Raw genomic sequence first — 14,227 nt, 5'->3', positions numbered from 1 at the left:
TTTAATTTCTTTATTTTGCAACCATGCTGTCACGCAAAGCTAAACAATTACTTACGGTTATTATCAAAATTTTGGTAGTGGGCGGCGCATTTTATTTTATTTACAATCGCCTTACCGGAGAGGATAGTCCCGATTGGGAACAGTTCAGTACCGTACTGACGCAGAAAAAGCCGATTGGTTTGCTTTTGGGAATACTACTGCTGACCTTTTTAAACCGCTTTATTGAAATATTAAAATGGCAAAACCTTGCAGCTACTGTAAGGCAAACCTCATTAGCCAAAGCTACAGAAGAGGTGCTTGCCGCAGTTACCGTAGCGCTATTCTCTCCAAATGGTATTGGCGAATATGCCGCAAAAGCTTTATATTATAGCAAAGCACAAACTAAAACCATTATTTTCCTGAACCTGGTTTGTAACGGTATCCAGCTTTTGTTTGCTGTTGCGGGCGGAATAACAGGACTCGTTATACTTAACAGTATCTATCCTGTTTTTACAGCTACAACAGTATTGCTGGCCTTAGGGGTTATTATTGCTCTTGCCATAATCATTTTTATGAGCCGGAATATAACTGTGAAAGGATATTCATTGGGTAAGCTGGGAGAAAAAATAAACAGCCTGCCTAAAAGCGTACACCGCAAGAATATACTGTTGGCGCTGTTACGCTACACTGTGCTGATGCACCAGTATTATTTATTGTATTTAGCTTTTGGCGTTAATCTATCCTACCCGCTTTTGATGGCTGCCATTGCAGGTACATACTTTTTGGGTTCGTCGTTACCTTCTTTCCAGTTTCTTGATTTTGCCGTTAAGGGCAGTGTAGCAGTTTATTTTTTCGGGCTGCTTGGTGTCAATGAATGGATAGTAGCACTTACTGCTACCTTAATATGGCTTTTAAATACAGTACTGCCTGTTACCATTGGCAGCTATTACGTGTTCAGGTTTAAAGCAGGTACTAATTCACATTAAGCACTACCGGCAGTATAAACTCTGTAGTAACAGGAACGCCTTCTTTTTGTGCAGGCTCAACCGGAGGAAAGTTTACCAAGCGGCTTTTAATGATGCTGTCAATAGCTACTGTATCATAACGCACGCTGTCTTTTTCAAAGCCGGGCTCAAATTCAAGTCTTGCATCCGAATATACTTTTACTTTTACCTTAATGGTATCCAGCCCGGGATATAGCATACTAATAGTGTCGTTATCCAGCCGTTCCTGAACCAGCCTTGCCATAGTTTCAAAAAAGCATTCTTTGCGCTGTTCTTTATCAATAATAACATTACATTCTGCAACAGAAGGATAGCTGCTCACCTCATTCCAGTTGATTTCTTTAAGGCGCTGCTGTAAAAGCTCCTCTTTATCGGGAACCTTGGCATCGAACCATTGGCAGGATTGTAAGAGTAAAAATGGTATAAGCAATGCTATCTTCTTCATTAAATGCCTTTAGCTTTAAAAATCAAAAATAAGAAAGTTTTTATGACATAAAGCAAAACCAGCCAATGAACGTAACGATTAGAATATACACAAAATCAAAAAAGCCCTCCAAACTAATGGAAAGCTTTTCATTGGTCTAACTACTAAACCTACCGCTCGCGCGGTATAAACAACACAACTATCGTGATACCCGAAAAAATTTCAGGTAATATATCTCGGCGCAAAAAGCCCCGCATAAAGCAGGGCTTTCTTTGCTACTGGCGGTCTGGACGGGACTCGAACCCGCGACCCCGTGCGTGACAGGCACGTATTCTAACCAACTGAACTACCAAACCAGCGTTCTTAATGATTAGCAGCTTATCGCTGTTTGTTTCATTATTACGGGTGCAAATATACAACCGTTTTTCAATTCTGCAAGTGTTTTCAAAATTATTTTTTACAATAATTTAATATCATTAACCAAACTTTTGTTTCTCAACAAGGTAGGTTGTCAGTATTTTTTCAAACTTCTCCTCTACCGATACCGGAACATACTTTATTTTGTACTGCATGCAGGTCTCCGCCACTTTTTTAAAGTAATTGTCAACCTGCTTTTCATATTCATCCTTTACATTTTCCGCAAACAGGTTTACCTGTTCCCCCGTTTCCATATCAATAAACTTTCGCGGGGCGTTATCAAAATTAAAGTTGTATTCGGTCTTACGGTCGGTTACATGAAACAGCACAACCTTATGCTTATTGTGCTTAAGATGTTGCAGCGCGTTAAATAGCGCGCTGTTGTCGCCCGGCTGAAACATATCAGTAAATAAAACAATCATAGACCGGCGGTGCATCTTTTGCGCTATCTGGTGCAAAAAGGCGGTTGTATCTGTCTGCTTTGCGCGCGGGGGTGTTTCAAGTACGCTTTCAAGCTTATCAATAAGCATCCTGTGGTGCCTCCCGCTGCCCTTCTCAGGTGCGTAGAACTCATAATTATCAGAATAGATACTAAGTCCTGCCGCATCGCGCTGTCGTTTCAGCAAATCCATCAACACTGCCGAAGCCAGTACCGAAAAGCCAATTTTACTTTCATAAAAAGGCTGCCCTTCTTTTAGTTTAGGATAATGCATTGATGATGAATTATCCAGTATTATATGGCAACGCATGTTTGTTTCCTCTTCAAAACGCTTGGTATAAAGCCTGTCGGTACGCGCATACAGCTTCCAGTCAATATGCCTTGTGCTTTCGCCGGGATTATATACCTTATGTTCGGCAAACTCTGACGAGAACCCATGAAAAGGGCTTTTATGCATCCCTGATATAAACCCTTCCACAATCTGGTTGGCCAAAAGCTCCAGATGCGAAAAAGCCGATATTTTTTGTAGTTGTCCTTCCAGCTTCATATATCAAATATAACGAATGTGATTGATAGAATTGATTACACTAAACATTAATCTGTACCGAAAAGCCTTCATAGGCACGCACATTCATAACAGTGCCATCTTCAAATATCAGATACTGCCCCTTAATGCCAATCAGCTTACCCGAATATACAGGAGTTGTAACAAGGTTGAGGCTTTTAATCTTAGCGGGATACTGCAACACCGGATATTCCAGCACATATAGCCTTTCGGGCGTGCTTTCAAAATACTCTTTAACTTCATCTGGTAAAAACGTACGCATCTCTTGGCGCTTGGCAGCAAGGTCAAAATCAGTAACCTGGTTTAAGAGCATTTTTTTCCAGTTTATCTTGTCGCCCAAGTGTTGTTTTAGCGCTACCTCTGTTATACCCGCAAGGTAACGGTTAGGCACTTCTACAAGCGGCATGGCGCTGCATGCCCCTTGATCAATCCAGCGTACCGGCACTTGTGTCTTTCGTGTTACACCCACCTTTAAATCGCTCGAGCAGGCAAGGTACACCACATGCGGCTGTAGCTGTACCCGTTTTTCATACTCAAGGTCGCGGTCTGCCACATCAAGGTGCGCTGTGCTCAGTTCGGGGCGCATTATCCAGTCGCCTGCCGCAGGAATGCTGTAAAAACAATCGTAGCAATAGCCCATGCGGTATATTTTTTTCTTTTTAGAACAGTTAAGGCAACTGTAGCCCATAAAATTAATTTCTACATCGCGGCCCAGTAACTGGTTCACATTCAAAAAGCTGTTTTCAAATACCAGGTAATATTGAATAGGACTTCCTGCCTCAGTTTGCATTTTTGTCAGTACGCCTTCGTATTGCATGTAATTTTCGTTATTTTTATGGCAATAAAGATACTATAATTATGCCGTTGCCCATAATCAACTCAATTGCCACGTGGTTTCTTAAAAAGCGAATCCATGACATGGAGCTTTTCCTTAAATATCCTAACGAAGTTCAGGAAGAGCTGCTCATGAACCTGATTCGGGCGGCAGAACATACTGTTTTTGGCAGGCAGTACGATTTTTCCTCTGTAAAAAACTATAATACATTTTCTGAACGTGTACCTGTTTCGGCTTACGAAGACCTCGAGCCGCTTATAGAACAGGCACGCCGCGGGGCGCAAAACATCTTGTGGCCGGGGCAGATAAAGTGGTTTGCCAAATCGAGCGGCACTACAAATGCCAAAAGTAAGTTTATACCCGTAAGCAGCGAAGCGCTTGAAGATTGCCACTATAAAGCCGGTAAAGACCTGCTTTGCCTGTACCTCAACAACAACGAAGATTCACAGTTGTTTACCGGCAAAAGCCTTCGCCTTGGGGGCAGCAAACAGTTATATGAAGATAATAACACCTTTTTTGGCGACCTTTCTGCTATCCTGATAGACAATATGCCGATATGGGCAGAGTTCAGCAGTACTCCAAGCAATAAGGTTTCCCTTATGAGCGAATGGGAAACCAAGCTGGATGCCATAGTTAAAGAAACCATACAGGAAAATGTTACCAGTTTTGCCGGTGTACCCTCGTGGATGCTGGTACTGATGAATCGTGTGCTGGAAACAACAGGCCGCGACAGCCTTACCGAAATATGGCCTAACATGGAGGTTTACTTTCATGGCGGGGTAAGCTTTGAACCCTACCGAGAGCAATATAAAAAGATAATACCAAAGGCTGACTTTCGTTATTATGAAATTTATAATGCATCTGAAGGTTTTTTTGCCATACAGGATACCAACGAAAGCAATGAGCTGTTGCTGATGCTGGACTATGGTATTTTTTATGAATTTATACCGATGGATACTTTCGGCACATCAAACCAAAAAATAATACGACTTGCCGAAGTTGAGCCTAATAAAAATTATGCCGTAGTGATAACCACAAACTCCGGGTTGTGGCGTTACCTGATTGGCGATACCATAAGGTTTACCTCTGTAAACCCATACCGCATAAAAATAACCGGGCGCACCAAACATCACATCAACGTTTTTGGCGAAGAACTGATGGTAGAGAATACAGATAAGGCTATAGCCAAAGCCTGTACCGAAACCGGACTGGAAGTAATAGATTATACCGTTGCACCTGTGTTTATGGAAGGCCGAGAGAAGGGCGCACATGAATGGGTTATCGAGTTTAAAGAATCACCCAAAAATCCGGAACATTTCAGGGAAGTGCTGGATAAGGCGCTTCAGTCTGTAAACAGCGATTATGAAGCTAAGCGTTACAACAATATGACATTAAACCCTTTACTTTTGAATGTAGCCCGGCCTAAGCTTTTTTATGACTGGCTGAAAGCTCAGGACAAGCTTGGTGGGCAGCATAAAATTCCGCGACTAAGCAATGAGAGGCATTATGTAGAGGAATTGAAGGTTATGAATGAGCGAAAGGTTATGGCATAATAGTTGTGCAATATAACTGGATATAAAACAGTAATTTACGTTAAAAATGAAGCTGAACAAAAAGGTGATGATGAAGAAAAACTATTTTATAATGTTAGGTTCGGCGTTGGTGTTGCTGGCTTCGTGTAATGCGCCAAAGCGTTACGGCTGCAACAAAAGGCGCTGTATAGTGATGCAGACAACGGCTGCTGATGCCGCACAAAAATCAGCAATGACAGTTAATAAGAAGAATGCATAATAAAGAATCCCGCTTATGGCGGGATTTTTTATGTTTTGTAAACAAGGCTACGAAGCCGCTTTTAAGCGCTTCAGCAGCGTTTTATTTAAATGATGTTCTACATACTCCCTGTCAATATAAAGTTCTGTTTCGTCAGAGCTTGGCAGTTCATACATGGCTTCATTCAGTATAGCTTCGCAAAGCGAGCGCAGCCCCCTTGCTCCAAGCTTATACTCTAAAGCCTTATCTACAATATAATCAAGTGCATCATCTGATACGGTCAGCGATACATCATCCATTGTAAAGAGCTTTTGGTACTGCTTTATAAGTGCATTTTTAGGCTCTGTAAGTATAGCCCTTAGTGCATCCCTGTCAAGCGGATCCATGTGTGTAAGTACCGGGAGCCTGCCTATAATTTCGGGTATAAGCCCGTAATCTTTCACATCTTTAGGTATGATGTACTGCAACAGGTTTTCCTTATCTATATTATCAGTGTTTTTAGAGGCACTGTAACCTACAGCCTGGCGGTTAAGCCTTTTAGATATTACGCGGTCTATACCATCAAAAGCGCCTCCGGCAATAAACAATATGTTTTGCGTGTTAACCTCGATAAACTTCTGGTCAGGGTGCTTGCGGCCGCCTTTAGGCGGAACGTTAACCACTGTACCTTCCAGCAACTTAAGCAGCGCCTGTTGTACCCCCTCACCCGATACATCGCGGGTAATAGAAGGGTTATCGCTTTTACGCGCTATTTTGTCTATCTCATCAATAAACACTATACCACGCTCGGCTTTTTTAACATCATAATCAGCAGCCTGAAGTAAACGCGTAAGTATGCTTTCAACGTCTTCACCCACATAGCCTGCTTCGGTTAACACTGTTGCATCTACTATGGTAAGCGGTACGTTAAGCATCCTTGCAATACTTTTAGCCACAAGGGTTTTACCGGTACCGGTTTGCCCTACCATTAAAATATTACTCTTTTCTATCTCAACATCATCATCACCCTGCTGCTGCATAAGCCTCTTGTAGTGGTTGTATACCGCAACAGAAAGCACTTTTTTGGTCTGGTCCTGCCCTATTACATACTGGTCCAGAAACTTTCTTATCTCTTTAGGCTTTTTCAGCTCCAGCTCGGCTGTAATAGCCGATGAGCTGCTCTGCCTTAGCTCTTCCATAACAATGCCGTGCGCCTGCTCTATACACCTGTCGCATATATGGGCGCTTATACCTGCAATAAGCAGGTTAGTCTCCGGCTTTTTCCTGCCACAAAACGAGCACTCTAAAACTTCTTTTGCCATATTAAAAACGGTTATCCATAAACAGGGATTCAGCACCCTGCTTACGGATAACGCAAAAAATATAATTTATTATTCTTATTATTCCCTTACAAGCACTTCATCAATCATGCCATACTCTTTGGCCTCTTCCGCCTTCATCCAGTAATCGCGCTCGCTATCTTTGTGAACCCTGTCATAGCTTTGCCCAGAATGTTTAGAGATAATCTTATAGAGTTCCTCTTTCAGCTTAAGCATTTCACGCAGGTTAATTTCCATATCGGTTGCAACGCCCTGTGCACCGCCAGACGGTTGGTGTATCATTACCCTTGAATGCGGCAGCGCCGAACGCTTGCCTTCTGCACCTGCACAAAGCAGTACAGCACCCATACTGGCAGCCATACCGGTACATATTGTAGCCACATCAGGCCTTATATACTGCATGGTGTCATACATACCCAAACCGGCATAAACGCTTCCGCCGGGAGAGTTAATATATATCTGGATATCCTTGCTGGCATCTGTACTTTCCAGGAACAATAGCTGTGCCTGAACAATATTTGCCACCTGGTCGTCTATACCTGTGCCAAGGAATATGATCCTGTCCATCATAAGGCGCGAAAAAACGTCCATTGCAACGGCGTTCATCTGGCGTTCCTCAATAATGTTAGGCGTTAGGTTTGTCGGTGTAACGCGTGTTACAAGCTTATCATAATACAAGCTGTTTACGCCATGGTGCTTAGTAGCATATTTCCTGAATTCTTTACCGTAATCCATTTTTTTAAATCAATTTCTTTTAGCTGTTTATACTATTTCGAGAAACAAAAAGCGCCAACCGGACGGCTGACGCTCAAAGATACTCAAATTTTATCAGAAATTATTCACCGTACATTTCTTTAATAAAGTCTTGGTAGGTAATTTCTTTCGTTTTGTATTTTACGTTTTCTTTGTACAGAGCAAGCATCTTTTCGCTCATTATCTGCTCAGAAAGCCTTTTCACTTCGTCTTTGTTAGAAAGCACCCTTGCAACAATGTTCTCTACATCAGCATCGCTTGGGTTGGTTTGCCCAAACTGTGCCATCTGCATTTTGATAAGGTTAGAAGTATAGGCTTTAAGATCTTCAAAATTAACCTGAAGGTTATTGCCTGTAACAATTTTACCTTCTATAAGCTGGTAACGAAGGCCTTTTTCAGATTTATTATATTCTTCCTCAGCCTGCTCCGGTGTAAGCGGGCTTTCGCCTACAGTCTGTATCCATTTTTTCAGGAATTCAGCCGGAAGCTCAAATGAAGTGCTTTCTACAAGCCACTCCGTTACATCGTTAAGAAACTTCTGGTCGGCCTGCTGTGCAAACTGGCGCTCTGCATCTTCCTTAATTTTTTCTTTTACTTCTTCTACAGATGTTACCGCACCTTCGCCAAACAGCTTATCAAACAGCTCCTGGTTAAGCTCAGCTTTTTCTGTAGTGGTTATTTCTTCAATAGTAAAGTTAACTTCTATGTCAAGCCCGTGCACCTCGTCATGGCTTACTTTAAGGTAATCCATCAGCTTATGGTCGTCATCAAAAAGGCCTTTTGTAGAAACAGTAACTACATCGCCAACCTTTTTACCAATAAACTTCTTAGCTACGGTTTTCGTTTTAAAGTCGGCAGTATTAAGGGTAACTTCATTGTTTATGCCTTTCTCCTCGTTAGAGAATATACCGCGCATATCGTCACCTTCCTCTACCTTATCTTTAGAAATCATTTTGCCATATTGCTTCTGGATGCGCTCTACCTGCTCATCAAGCATTTTGTCATCGGCAACAATGTTATATTTGGTTACTTTGTTTTTACCGGCAAGGTCAACAGTAAATTCAGGAGCAAGGCCAAGTTCAAATTCAAAAGAATAATCATCAGCATCCCAGTTAAAATCTTCCGTAACTTTAGGAAGCGGGTTACCCAGTATATCAAGCTTCTCCTCTACAAGGTAATCGTTTAATGACGATTGAAGCAATTTGTTAACCTCATCAAGAAGCACAGCCTTGCCATACTGCTTTTCTATAAGGCTCATTGGTACAGCGCCTTTCCTGAAACCAGGTATGCTGGCGTTTTTCCTGTAGTCTTTTAATACCTGCTCAACCTTTGGCTTATAATCTTCTTTTGTGATAGCTACTGTTACAACAGCATTAAGTGCATCAACCTGCTCTCTGGTAATATTCATCTATTTGATTGTTTAAATAAGAAAATTGGCTGCAAAATTATTGTTTTTTTACAACCTGCACAAGTTTTTAATGTATTGTGTTGCAAGTACTGAAGCAGCAAAAAAGACAGCTATTTTGCATCGCGTTCGGAAACTCCCGAAACGAGCGACTGGCAAATTGAAAGCACTATGCTAAACAGCAATGCACTCCAGAAGTTACGGACATCAAACCCCGGCACCAGCGCATCGCACAACACAATAATTATAGCATTTATTACCAGCAAAAATAAACCCAGTGTAAATATGGTGGCGGGCAGGGTGAGTATTATAAGTATCGGCTTAACAAAGATGTTGAGAAGACCCAGAACCAGTGCTACCAAAAGGGCAGCCTCCCAGCCTGTTACCCTTACACCCGGCAAAAGGTGCGACAGTATAAGCACAAAAATAGTAGTAAAGAAAATTTTTATAAGCGTTTTCATACTGTTCAATTTATCGTAAAATTAAAAAAAGCACCCTTTTTACAGGGTGCTTTTAAGAAAAATTTATTTACAGGTATTAATTTGCATTGCTTGGCAATACCGTTGCACCCGGATAATTACCCGCGCTTACAAGCGGCAGTTTTGCATTATAATGGTCATTGATAACCTTAAGCACTTCATTAGCTATAACCGCATAGCCCCTTGCGTTAGGGTGAATGCCGTCAAGCGAGAAAAGCACTGTGCTGATTGTAGAGGTACTGAAATAATCAGCAGTATAAATCTGCCCATCTTCTGTCCTTAAGCCTGAAACCAACTGGTTAAGTATCTGGTTCATATCGGCAACAGCAAGGTTTTTAGAAGCAGCAATCTGCCTTATCGACTGGTTAAAGCTGGCGGTAGCAGTTGCCACAACCGAAGTTTCTGAAGGGATAAGTATGTGCTGGTCCTGAAGCGGGTAGGTTATACCAAACAGGTTAAACGGCGCAGGTGCCCCCTGAGGAGCCGCACCGATAGCTGCCCTTGTAGATAAAAGTACAAGATCTGAAGCGGTAGCCTGGCGTGCACGCCCGTATGCATTACCTAAAAATGCCGCAAGTTGCGGATCGAAACCTCCAAGTGTAAGTGCTCCCGTTATCTGAGGGCCAAAATTAGTAAGTGTTTCATCGGTAATTAACAGCGGGTTATTGCCATTAGGGTTTAACAGGTTTATCCTGCTACCCTGCCCTAAAGCTGTAAGTATCTGCTTTAGCGGCCCATATAGCTGCTGGTTTAACTGCTGTATGGTAGCCTGGCCAACAGCCGCGTCGCCATCACCAATAACAGAGGCTGAAAGCGGGTTGTATGGTACCGTTGTAAAGAAAGGTATAGAGGTAACATCGGGTATTGTAGCCACAACACCTTTAGCCCCGTTCGATGTAAGGGTATTTATTATCTGAGAATATACTCCTGCAAATACAGTTGGGTCGGTAATATCATTAGAGCCGTAAGTAGCAGGGTTCATGTTACCCTCCTGGTTAACGCCTGTACCGCCAGAGGTTGCAAATGCAAGCACATCGTTATTACCAATCCAGTTGGTAAAGAAAGTCGGGTTTTTAGACATTGCGTCACCCAAAACAGTAGCAGTAGGCGAAGTTGCCGTACGTGCAAAATAAGGGTTAGCCTGCCCCAGCGGCACACCTGCTATGTTACCATAGCCTTCAGCCAACAGGTGGAACGACTTAGCTCCCGGCACACCCATATTGTTATATGCCGTTGCAAACTGGTTGGTTATATCTACCGTTGGTGTACCGGCTATATTTTCAGGGCCGCCGTCTCCGGCATCTATAATAAGCCTTGTAGGCTGTATAACATTACCATTGAACAAAAGCCCGCCAAGGTTATCAGTATCGGCATCAAAAGGAGGCTGTGTAAACTCTCCGCCACCCACTACGGCAAACTGCTGTGCCAACAGGTTAGGGAATGAGTACTGCTGCCCTACGCGCGACATGGTTCCGTCCATAAATCCGGCGGTAAGCGAGTTGCCTATAGCCACATAAGAACTAAAGTCGGCATCGCCTGCGCTGTAGTTGCTGTCGCTCAGTTCATTTTCAAATTCCGGTTCGCAGCCGGCAAACACAAACGCCAGCACTGACAGGTATATAAATTTATTTTTCATCATCACTATTTTTTAGAAGCTGTAGGTTAAGCCAATACCCGGAGAAAACACAACGTTTTTATATGTACCGCCAAATGTTACATCATCCTGTGTACCTTCGGTATAATGGTTGTAAGAGTTATCGGTTTCGTCAAAGTGCAGGTAAAGGAAAGATACATCCACACCCAGTTTGTTTGTTACCTGATAGGTTAAACCACCTGTAAAGCCCATAGAGTCGTTACGCGGTGTTTCAGGAGCGAAATAGCCATCCTGCACCGGGCTTTCATCAAAGTACCAGCCGGCACGGAAAGCAAACTTATCATTAGGCTTAAACTGTGTACCTAAACGGTATGTGCTTGCATCTTTATAATTACGCGGGTTAACCGATGTAGGTATACCGTCTGCACCAAAATCTACAACAAGCGCATCATATACATTCCAGTAAGCACGGTTGTAATCGAACGCCACAAGCCACTTATCACTGAATTTATATGATAAACCAACAGTAAGCTCAGCAGGTAAAGGCAAGTCGGCGCTAAAGGTTGTATTAGGGTAAGCGCCCTGTGCAAATGCAGGCAGGTCGTTAAAGGTAGCATCGCCATCGCGGGCTTCCATAGTAATTTCAGAACGGTAGTTAAAACCTATCATTAAAGGATCGATAGGATTAAACATAAAGCCTGCAGTATAACCCCATGCATTTACGCCGGCGGCATCAATGGTAACGTCAGAGCGTTCTCCCTGCTCATTGGTAAGACTCCTGGTAAGGTTCCTGTTAAACTCTACACTACCTGTAACATATATTGGGCCACCGCCAAAGCTAAGCCTGTCGCTGATTTTGAACGATACGGTAGGCTGTATGTAAATAGCCTGAAGGTCGATATTGTTTACAAGGTGAGAACCCTGCCAGTCTTGGTCCCACTCCACGGCGCTGCCGTATGGAGTATAGACCGCAAGGCCCGCCGAAAACCAGTCGGTTACCTTATACGATACATAAGCATTAAACGGCGTACCCACATTTTCTGTAGAAGCCTTCCAGTTATAGGTTTCGTTCTGGAATTTGGTACGTGCAAAAAGGGCGCTGCCCCCTACCGATACGTTAAAGCGGTCTTCTAAAAACGCCATACCCGCAGGGTTAAAGAACAGGACCTCGGCACTGTTAACCACCGCTACACCTGTATGGCCCATAGCAAGCTGCTTTTGCCCCTGGAGGGAAACACGGTATCCTCCCGCAAAGGCAGAAGACGCTGCTAAAGCCGCAATTGTTAAGGATAAAATTTTTCTCATTGCTATTAATTAGTGTTAGTTTTTGATTTTAAGAATCTCTTATTCAAAATTACTATAAAATATGAATTACACAACATTTCGGCTCAAAATATTATGAATGCATAATATATATTATTTAACATTAAAAACCTTTAATTGATTTTTAGTTAAGTAAAACTGTTAAAATATAATATTATCTGTTAACAATTACCTATTTATTATGCGGAGCCACTCTTTAAACTCCTAATAAAAACTTAAACCTTAATAGGTTAGGTGTTTAATGCTTATCTTTCCTCTACTAAATCTTGTTTATGAAATTTTTAAAGAGGCTCGGCATCACGTTGATAGTAGTAGCACTACTACTTGTTGCCGTTAATTATGGTGCTGCATGGTATATAGAGAAAAAGCTGCCCGAAACGCTGCAATCCGAGAAAGATTTTCCTTACAACATTAATTACAAAGATGCCGACGTGCAACTGCTTAGCGGCAGCATTACCATTACCGAAGCCTATATAGCACCCAAAGACACCGCGGCGGCCAGCATGAACAGGGGTGCTTACGGAAAAATCAAGTCTATAGAAGCTAACCATTTTAATCTTTGGGGCATTTTGTTTGAAAACCGTATAGAGGTTAAAAATGTTACAATTGATACCCCTGAAATAATACTGTATCCACGCGAGAAAAAATATAACGCAAATGATGACCTTGTACAGCCATTTAAGCAGACTATCAAAACCGAAAGTGTAGCCGTTAAGAACGGGCGCTTCAGGATGCTTGACACCCTTCATGAGTTTACAGCGAAAGCTGATAATATCAATTTTGAAATAAATAACATAAGCATCGACAGCAACACCGTAGAAAAAAACATACCCCTGCGCTACCGCAATTATACGTTTAGCTGCGACAGCATTTTTTACCATGTCAACGATTTCTATAACATTACAGCAACAGGAGTTAACGCTACCGACAGCAGCATTACAGCCAAAGGCTTCAACCTTGTGCCACTGCAAAAACGCCTGCAGTTTAACCGCATGATACCTGTTGAGCGCGACCAGTTTACCATTTCTGCGAAAAGTATAGCTATCCCTTCTACCGACTGGGGTTTTGTTAACGACACGCTTTATTTTCATGCCCCGGAGGTAGTACTGGATAAGGTAAATGCAAATATTTACAGAGGAAAAATGGTTAAAGACGACCCAACAATAAAAAAGCTGTACAGCCAGATGCTGCGGGAGCTTAACTTTGACCTTAAAGTTGATAAGCTAATGCTGAAAAACAGCAGTATCGTTTATGAAGAGCAGCAATCGTATGACAGGAAACCAGGCAAAGTTTCATTTACCAGCTTTTATGCGAGCGTATATAATGTTTACAGCCCTATCCGTAAAGAAAAATTTCCTGAAACCAATATAGATGTGCAGTGCAAGTTTATGGGTACTGCCCCGCTTAAAGTAAACTGGCATTTTAATATTACTGATAAAACTGATGCCTTTACCATAAAGGGCCATCTGCAGAATATAGATGCCTCGCAAATAAATACTGTATCCGGAGCACTAATGAATGTACACACAACAGGTAACATTAAAGATGTTATGTTTACCTTTCACGGCAACAGGAATAATGCACACGGCAGCTTTGCCATTGCTTACAACAACCTTAAGCTCAAAGTGCTGGAGAAAGACGGTAAAGGCAAAAGAGGACTGCTGTCGTTTTTGGGTAACCTTGTGGTTAAGAACAAGAGCGGCAACAGCAATAATGAGACCGGTCTGAAAGAAGCTGATGATGTAAAAACCGAAAGGGATAAAACAAAATCGGTTTTCAACTTTTTGTGGCGTTTTGTACAGCAGGGCTTAAAACAAACTATACTGCCCAAAGTGGTACAAAAGGTTGCCGGTTAACATAAAAGTCCCCGCTGCATGGCAGCGGGGACTTGCTTAACTAAAAACTACAAAATCCTCTTACG

The 14,227-nt window shown here is 42.3% G+C and carries 13 protein-coding genes and 1 tRNA gene; 4 read left to right on the top strand and 10 right to left on the bottom strand.

Going from position 1 to position 14,227, the window contains the following annotated elements:
• Window positions 1–23: 23 nt before the first annotated feature.
• A complete protein-coding gene (locus tag KJK34_RS13195) occupies window positions 24–965 on the top strand; it encodes a lysylphosphatidylglycerol synthase domain-containing protein (RefSeq protein ID WP_223054363.1) in 942 nt (313 codons plus the stop codon).
• On the opposite strand, the gene KJK34_RS13190 is transcribed toward KJK34_RS13195, so the two are convergent.
• The 4 genes from KJK34_RS13190 to KJK34_RS13175 all read right to left on the bottom strand — a co-directional run bounded on the left by KJK34_RS13190 (window position 952) and on the right by KJK34_RS13175 (window position 3,645).
• Entirely contained in the window at window positions 952–1,428 is a 477-nt protein-coding gene (locus tag KJK34_RS13190; protein ID WP_223054362.1) for a hypothetical protein, read from the bottom strand. The two genes, KJK34_RS13195 and KJK34_RS13190, sit on opposite strands and share 14 nt — an antisense overlap.
• A gap of 258 nt (window positions 1,429–1,686) precedes the next feature.
• Window positions 1,687–1,763, bottom strand: a tRNA-Asp gene (locus tag KJK34_RS13185).
• 120 nt (window positions 1,764–1,883) lie between these two features.
• On the bottom strand, window positions 1,884–2,810 hold the full coding sequence (locus KJK34_RS13180; protein WP_223054361.1) for a DUF58 domain-containing protein: 927 nt from the start codon (window positions 2,808–2,810) through the stop codon (window positions 1,884–1,886).
• Window positions 2,811–2,850: 40 nt separating this feature from the next.
• Window positions 2,851–3,645 (bottom strand): DUF2797 domain-containing protein, encoded by a 795-nt coding sequence (locus KJK34_RS13175; protein ID WP_223054360.1) that lies wholly within the window; start codon window positions 3,643–3,645, stop codon window positions 2,851–2,853.
• A 41-nt stretch (window positions 3,646–3,686) separates the two neighbouring features.
• On the opposite strand from KJK34_RS13175, the gene KJK34_RS13170 reads away from it, so the two are divergent.
• Together KJK34_RS13170 and KJK34_RS13165 are read left to right on the top strand one after the other, a co-directional pair.
• Window positions 3,687–5,216 carry a GH3 auxin-responsive promoter family protein gene (locus KJK34_RS13170; RefSeq protein WP_223054359.1) on the top strand — a complete coding sequence of 510 codons (1,530 nt, stop codon included), beginning with the start codon at window positions 3,687–3,689 and terminating at the stop codon, window positions 5,214–5,216.
• Window positions 5,217–5,262: 46 nt separating this feature from the next.
• Window positions 5,263–5,454, top strand: coding sequence for a hypothetical protein (locus tag KJK34_RS13165; protein ID WP_223054358.1), 192 nt, complete (start codon window positions 5,263–5,265; stop codon window positions 5,452–5,454).
• A gap of 47 nt (window positions 5,455–5,501) precedes the next feature.
• Here KJK34_RS13165 and clpX read toward each other — a convergent pair whose 3' ends face one another.
• From clpX to KJK34_RS13135, 6 genes are all read right to left on the bottom strand, one after another.
• Window positions 5,502–6,734, bottom strand: coding sequence for an ATP-dependent Clp protease ATP-binding subunit ClpX (gene clpX, locus KJK34_RS13160; RefSeq protein WP_223054357.1), 1,233 nt, complete (start codon window positions 6,732–6,734; stop codon window positions 5,502–5,504).
• A 78-nt stretch (window positions 6,735–6,812) separates the two neighbouring features.
• Window positions 6,813–7,487 (bottom strand): ATP-dependent Clp endopeptidase proteolytic subunit ClpP, encoded by a 675-nt coding sequence (gene clpP / locus KJK34_RS13155; protein WP_223054356.1) that lies wholly within the window; start codon window positions 7,485–7,487, stop codon window positions 6,813–6,815.
• 100 nt (window positions 7,488–7,587) lie between these two features.
• Complete coding sequence (tig, locus tag KJK34_RS13150) at window positions 7,588–8,913, bottom strand: trigger factor (RefSeq protein WP_223054355.1); 1,326 nt, start codon at window positions 8,911–8,913, stop codon at window positions 7,588–7,590.
• A gap of 110 nt (window positions 8,914–9,023) precedes the next feature.
• A complete protein-coding gene (locus KJK34_RS13145) occupies window positions 9,024–9,371 on the bottom strand; it encodes a phage holin family protein (RefSeq protein ID WP_223054354.1) in 348 nt (115 codons plus the stop codon).
• A 76-nt stretch (window positions 9,372–9,447) separates the two neighbouring features.
• Window positions 9,448–11,025, bottom strand: a complete 1,578-nt coding sequence (locus tag KJK34_RS13140; protein ID WP_223054353.1) for an SGNH/GDSL hydrolase family protein — start codon at window positions 11,023–11,025, stop codon at window positions 9,448–9,450.
• A 12-nt stretch (window positions 11,026–11,037) separates the two neighbouring features.
• The gene (locus KJK34_RS13135; protein ID WP_223054352.1) at window positions 11,038–12,288 is read right to left on the bottom strand and encodes an OmpP1/FadL family transporter; all 1,251 of its coding nucleotides are present in this window, start codon (window positions 12,286–12,288) and stop codon (window positions 11,038–11,040) included.
• Between the two features lie 290 nt (window positions 12,289–12,578).
• On the opposite strand from KJK34_RS13135, the gene KJK34_RS13130 reads away from it, so the two are divergent.
• Entirely contained in the window at window positions 12,579–14,162 is a 1,584-nt protein-coding gene (locus tag KJK34_RS13130; RefSeq protein WP_223054351.1) for an AsmA family protein, read from the top strand.
• Window positions 14,163–14,227: the final 65 nt, after the last annotated feature.

Source organism: Flavobacterium coralii (assembly GCF_019891545.1).
Taxonomy (GTDB): Bacteria; Bacteroidota; Bacteroidia; order Flavobacteriales; family Flavobacteriaceae; genus Flavobacterium; species Flavobacterium coralii.
The sequence above is the reverse complement of the archived record's forward strand: the minus strand, read 5'-3'. Positions and strand labels throughout refer to the sequence as shown.

What these genes read in the sequence shown, in the direction of transcription:
- KJK34_RS13195 (WP_223054363.1), top strand. Translation starts at nt 24, where the DNA reads ATGCTGTCACGCAAAGCTAAACAATTACTTACGGTTATTATCAAAATT.
- KJK34_RS13190 (WP_223054362.1), bottom strand. Translation starts at nt 1,428, where the DNA reads ATGAAGAAGATAGCATTGCTTATACCATTTTTACTCTTACAATCCTGC.
- KJK34_RS13180 (WP_223054361.1), bottom strand. Translation starts at nt 2,810, where the DNA reads ATGAAGCTGGAAGGACAACTACAAAAAATATCGGCTTTTTCGCATCTG.
- KJK34_RS13175 (WP_223054360.1), bottom strand. Translation starts at nt 3,645, where the DNA reads ATGCAATACGAAGGCGTACTGACAAAAATGCAAACTGAGGCAGGAAGT.
- KJK34_RS13170 (WP_223054359.1), top strand. Translation starts at nt 3,687, where the DNA reads ATGCCGTTGCCCATAATCAACTCAATTGCCACGTGGTTTCTTAAAAAG.
- KJK34_RS13165 (WP_223054358.1), top strand. Translation starts at nt 5,263, where the DNA reads ATGAAGCTGAACAAAAAGGTGATGATGAAGAAAAACTATTTTATAATG.
- clpX (WP_223054357.1), bottom strand. Translation starts at nt 6,734, where the DNA reads ATGGCAAAAGAAGTTTTAGAGTGCTCGTTTTGTGGCAGGAAAAAGCCG.
- clpP (WP_223054356.1), bottom strand. Translation starts at nt 7,487, where the DNA reads ATGGATTACGGTAAAGAATTCAGGAAATATGCTACTAAGCACCATGGC.
- tig (WP_223054355.1), bottom strand. Translation starts at nt 8,913, where the DNA reads ATGAATATTACCAGAGAGCAGGTTGATGCACTTAATGCTGTTGTAACA.
- KJK34_RS13145 (WP_223054354.1), bottom strand. Translation starts at nt 9,371, where the DNA reads ATGAAAACGCTTATAAAAATTTTCTTTACTACTATTTTTGTGCTTATA.
- KJK34_RS13140 (WP_223054353.1), bottom strand. Translation starts at nt 11,025, where the DNA reads ATGAAAAATAAATTTATATACCTGTCAGTGCTGGCGTTTGTGTTTGCC.
- KJK34_RS13135 (WP_223054352.1), bottom strand. Translation starts at nt 12,288, where the DNA reads ATGAGAAAAATTTTATCCTTAACAATTGCGGCTTTAGCAGCGTCTTCT.
- KJK34_RS13130 (WP_223054351.1), top strand. Translation starts at nt 12,579, where the DNA reads ATGAAATTTTTAAAGAGGCTCGGCATCACGTTGATAGTAGTAGCACTA.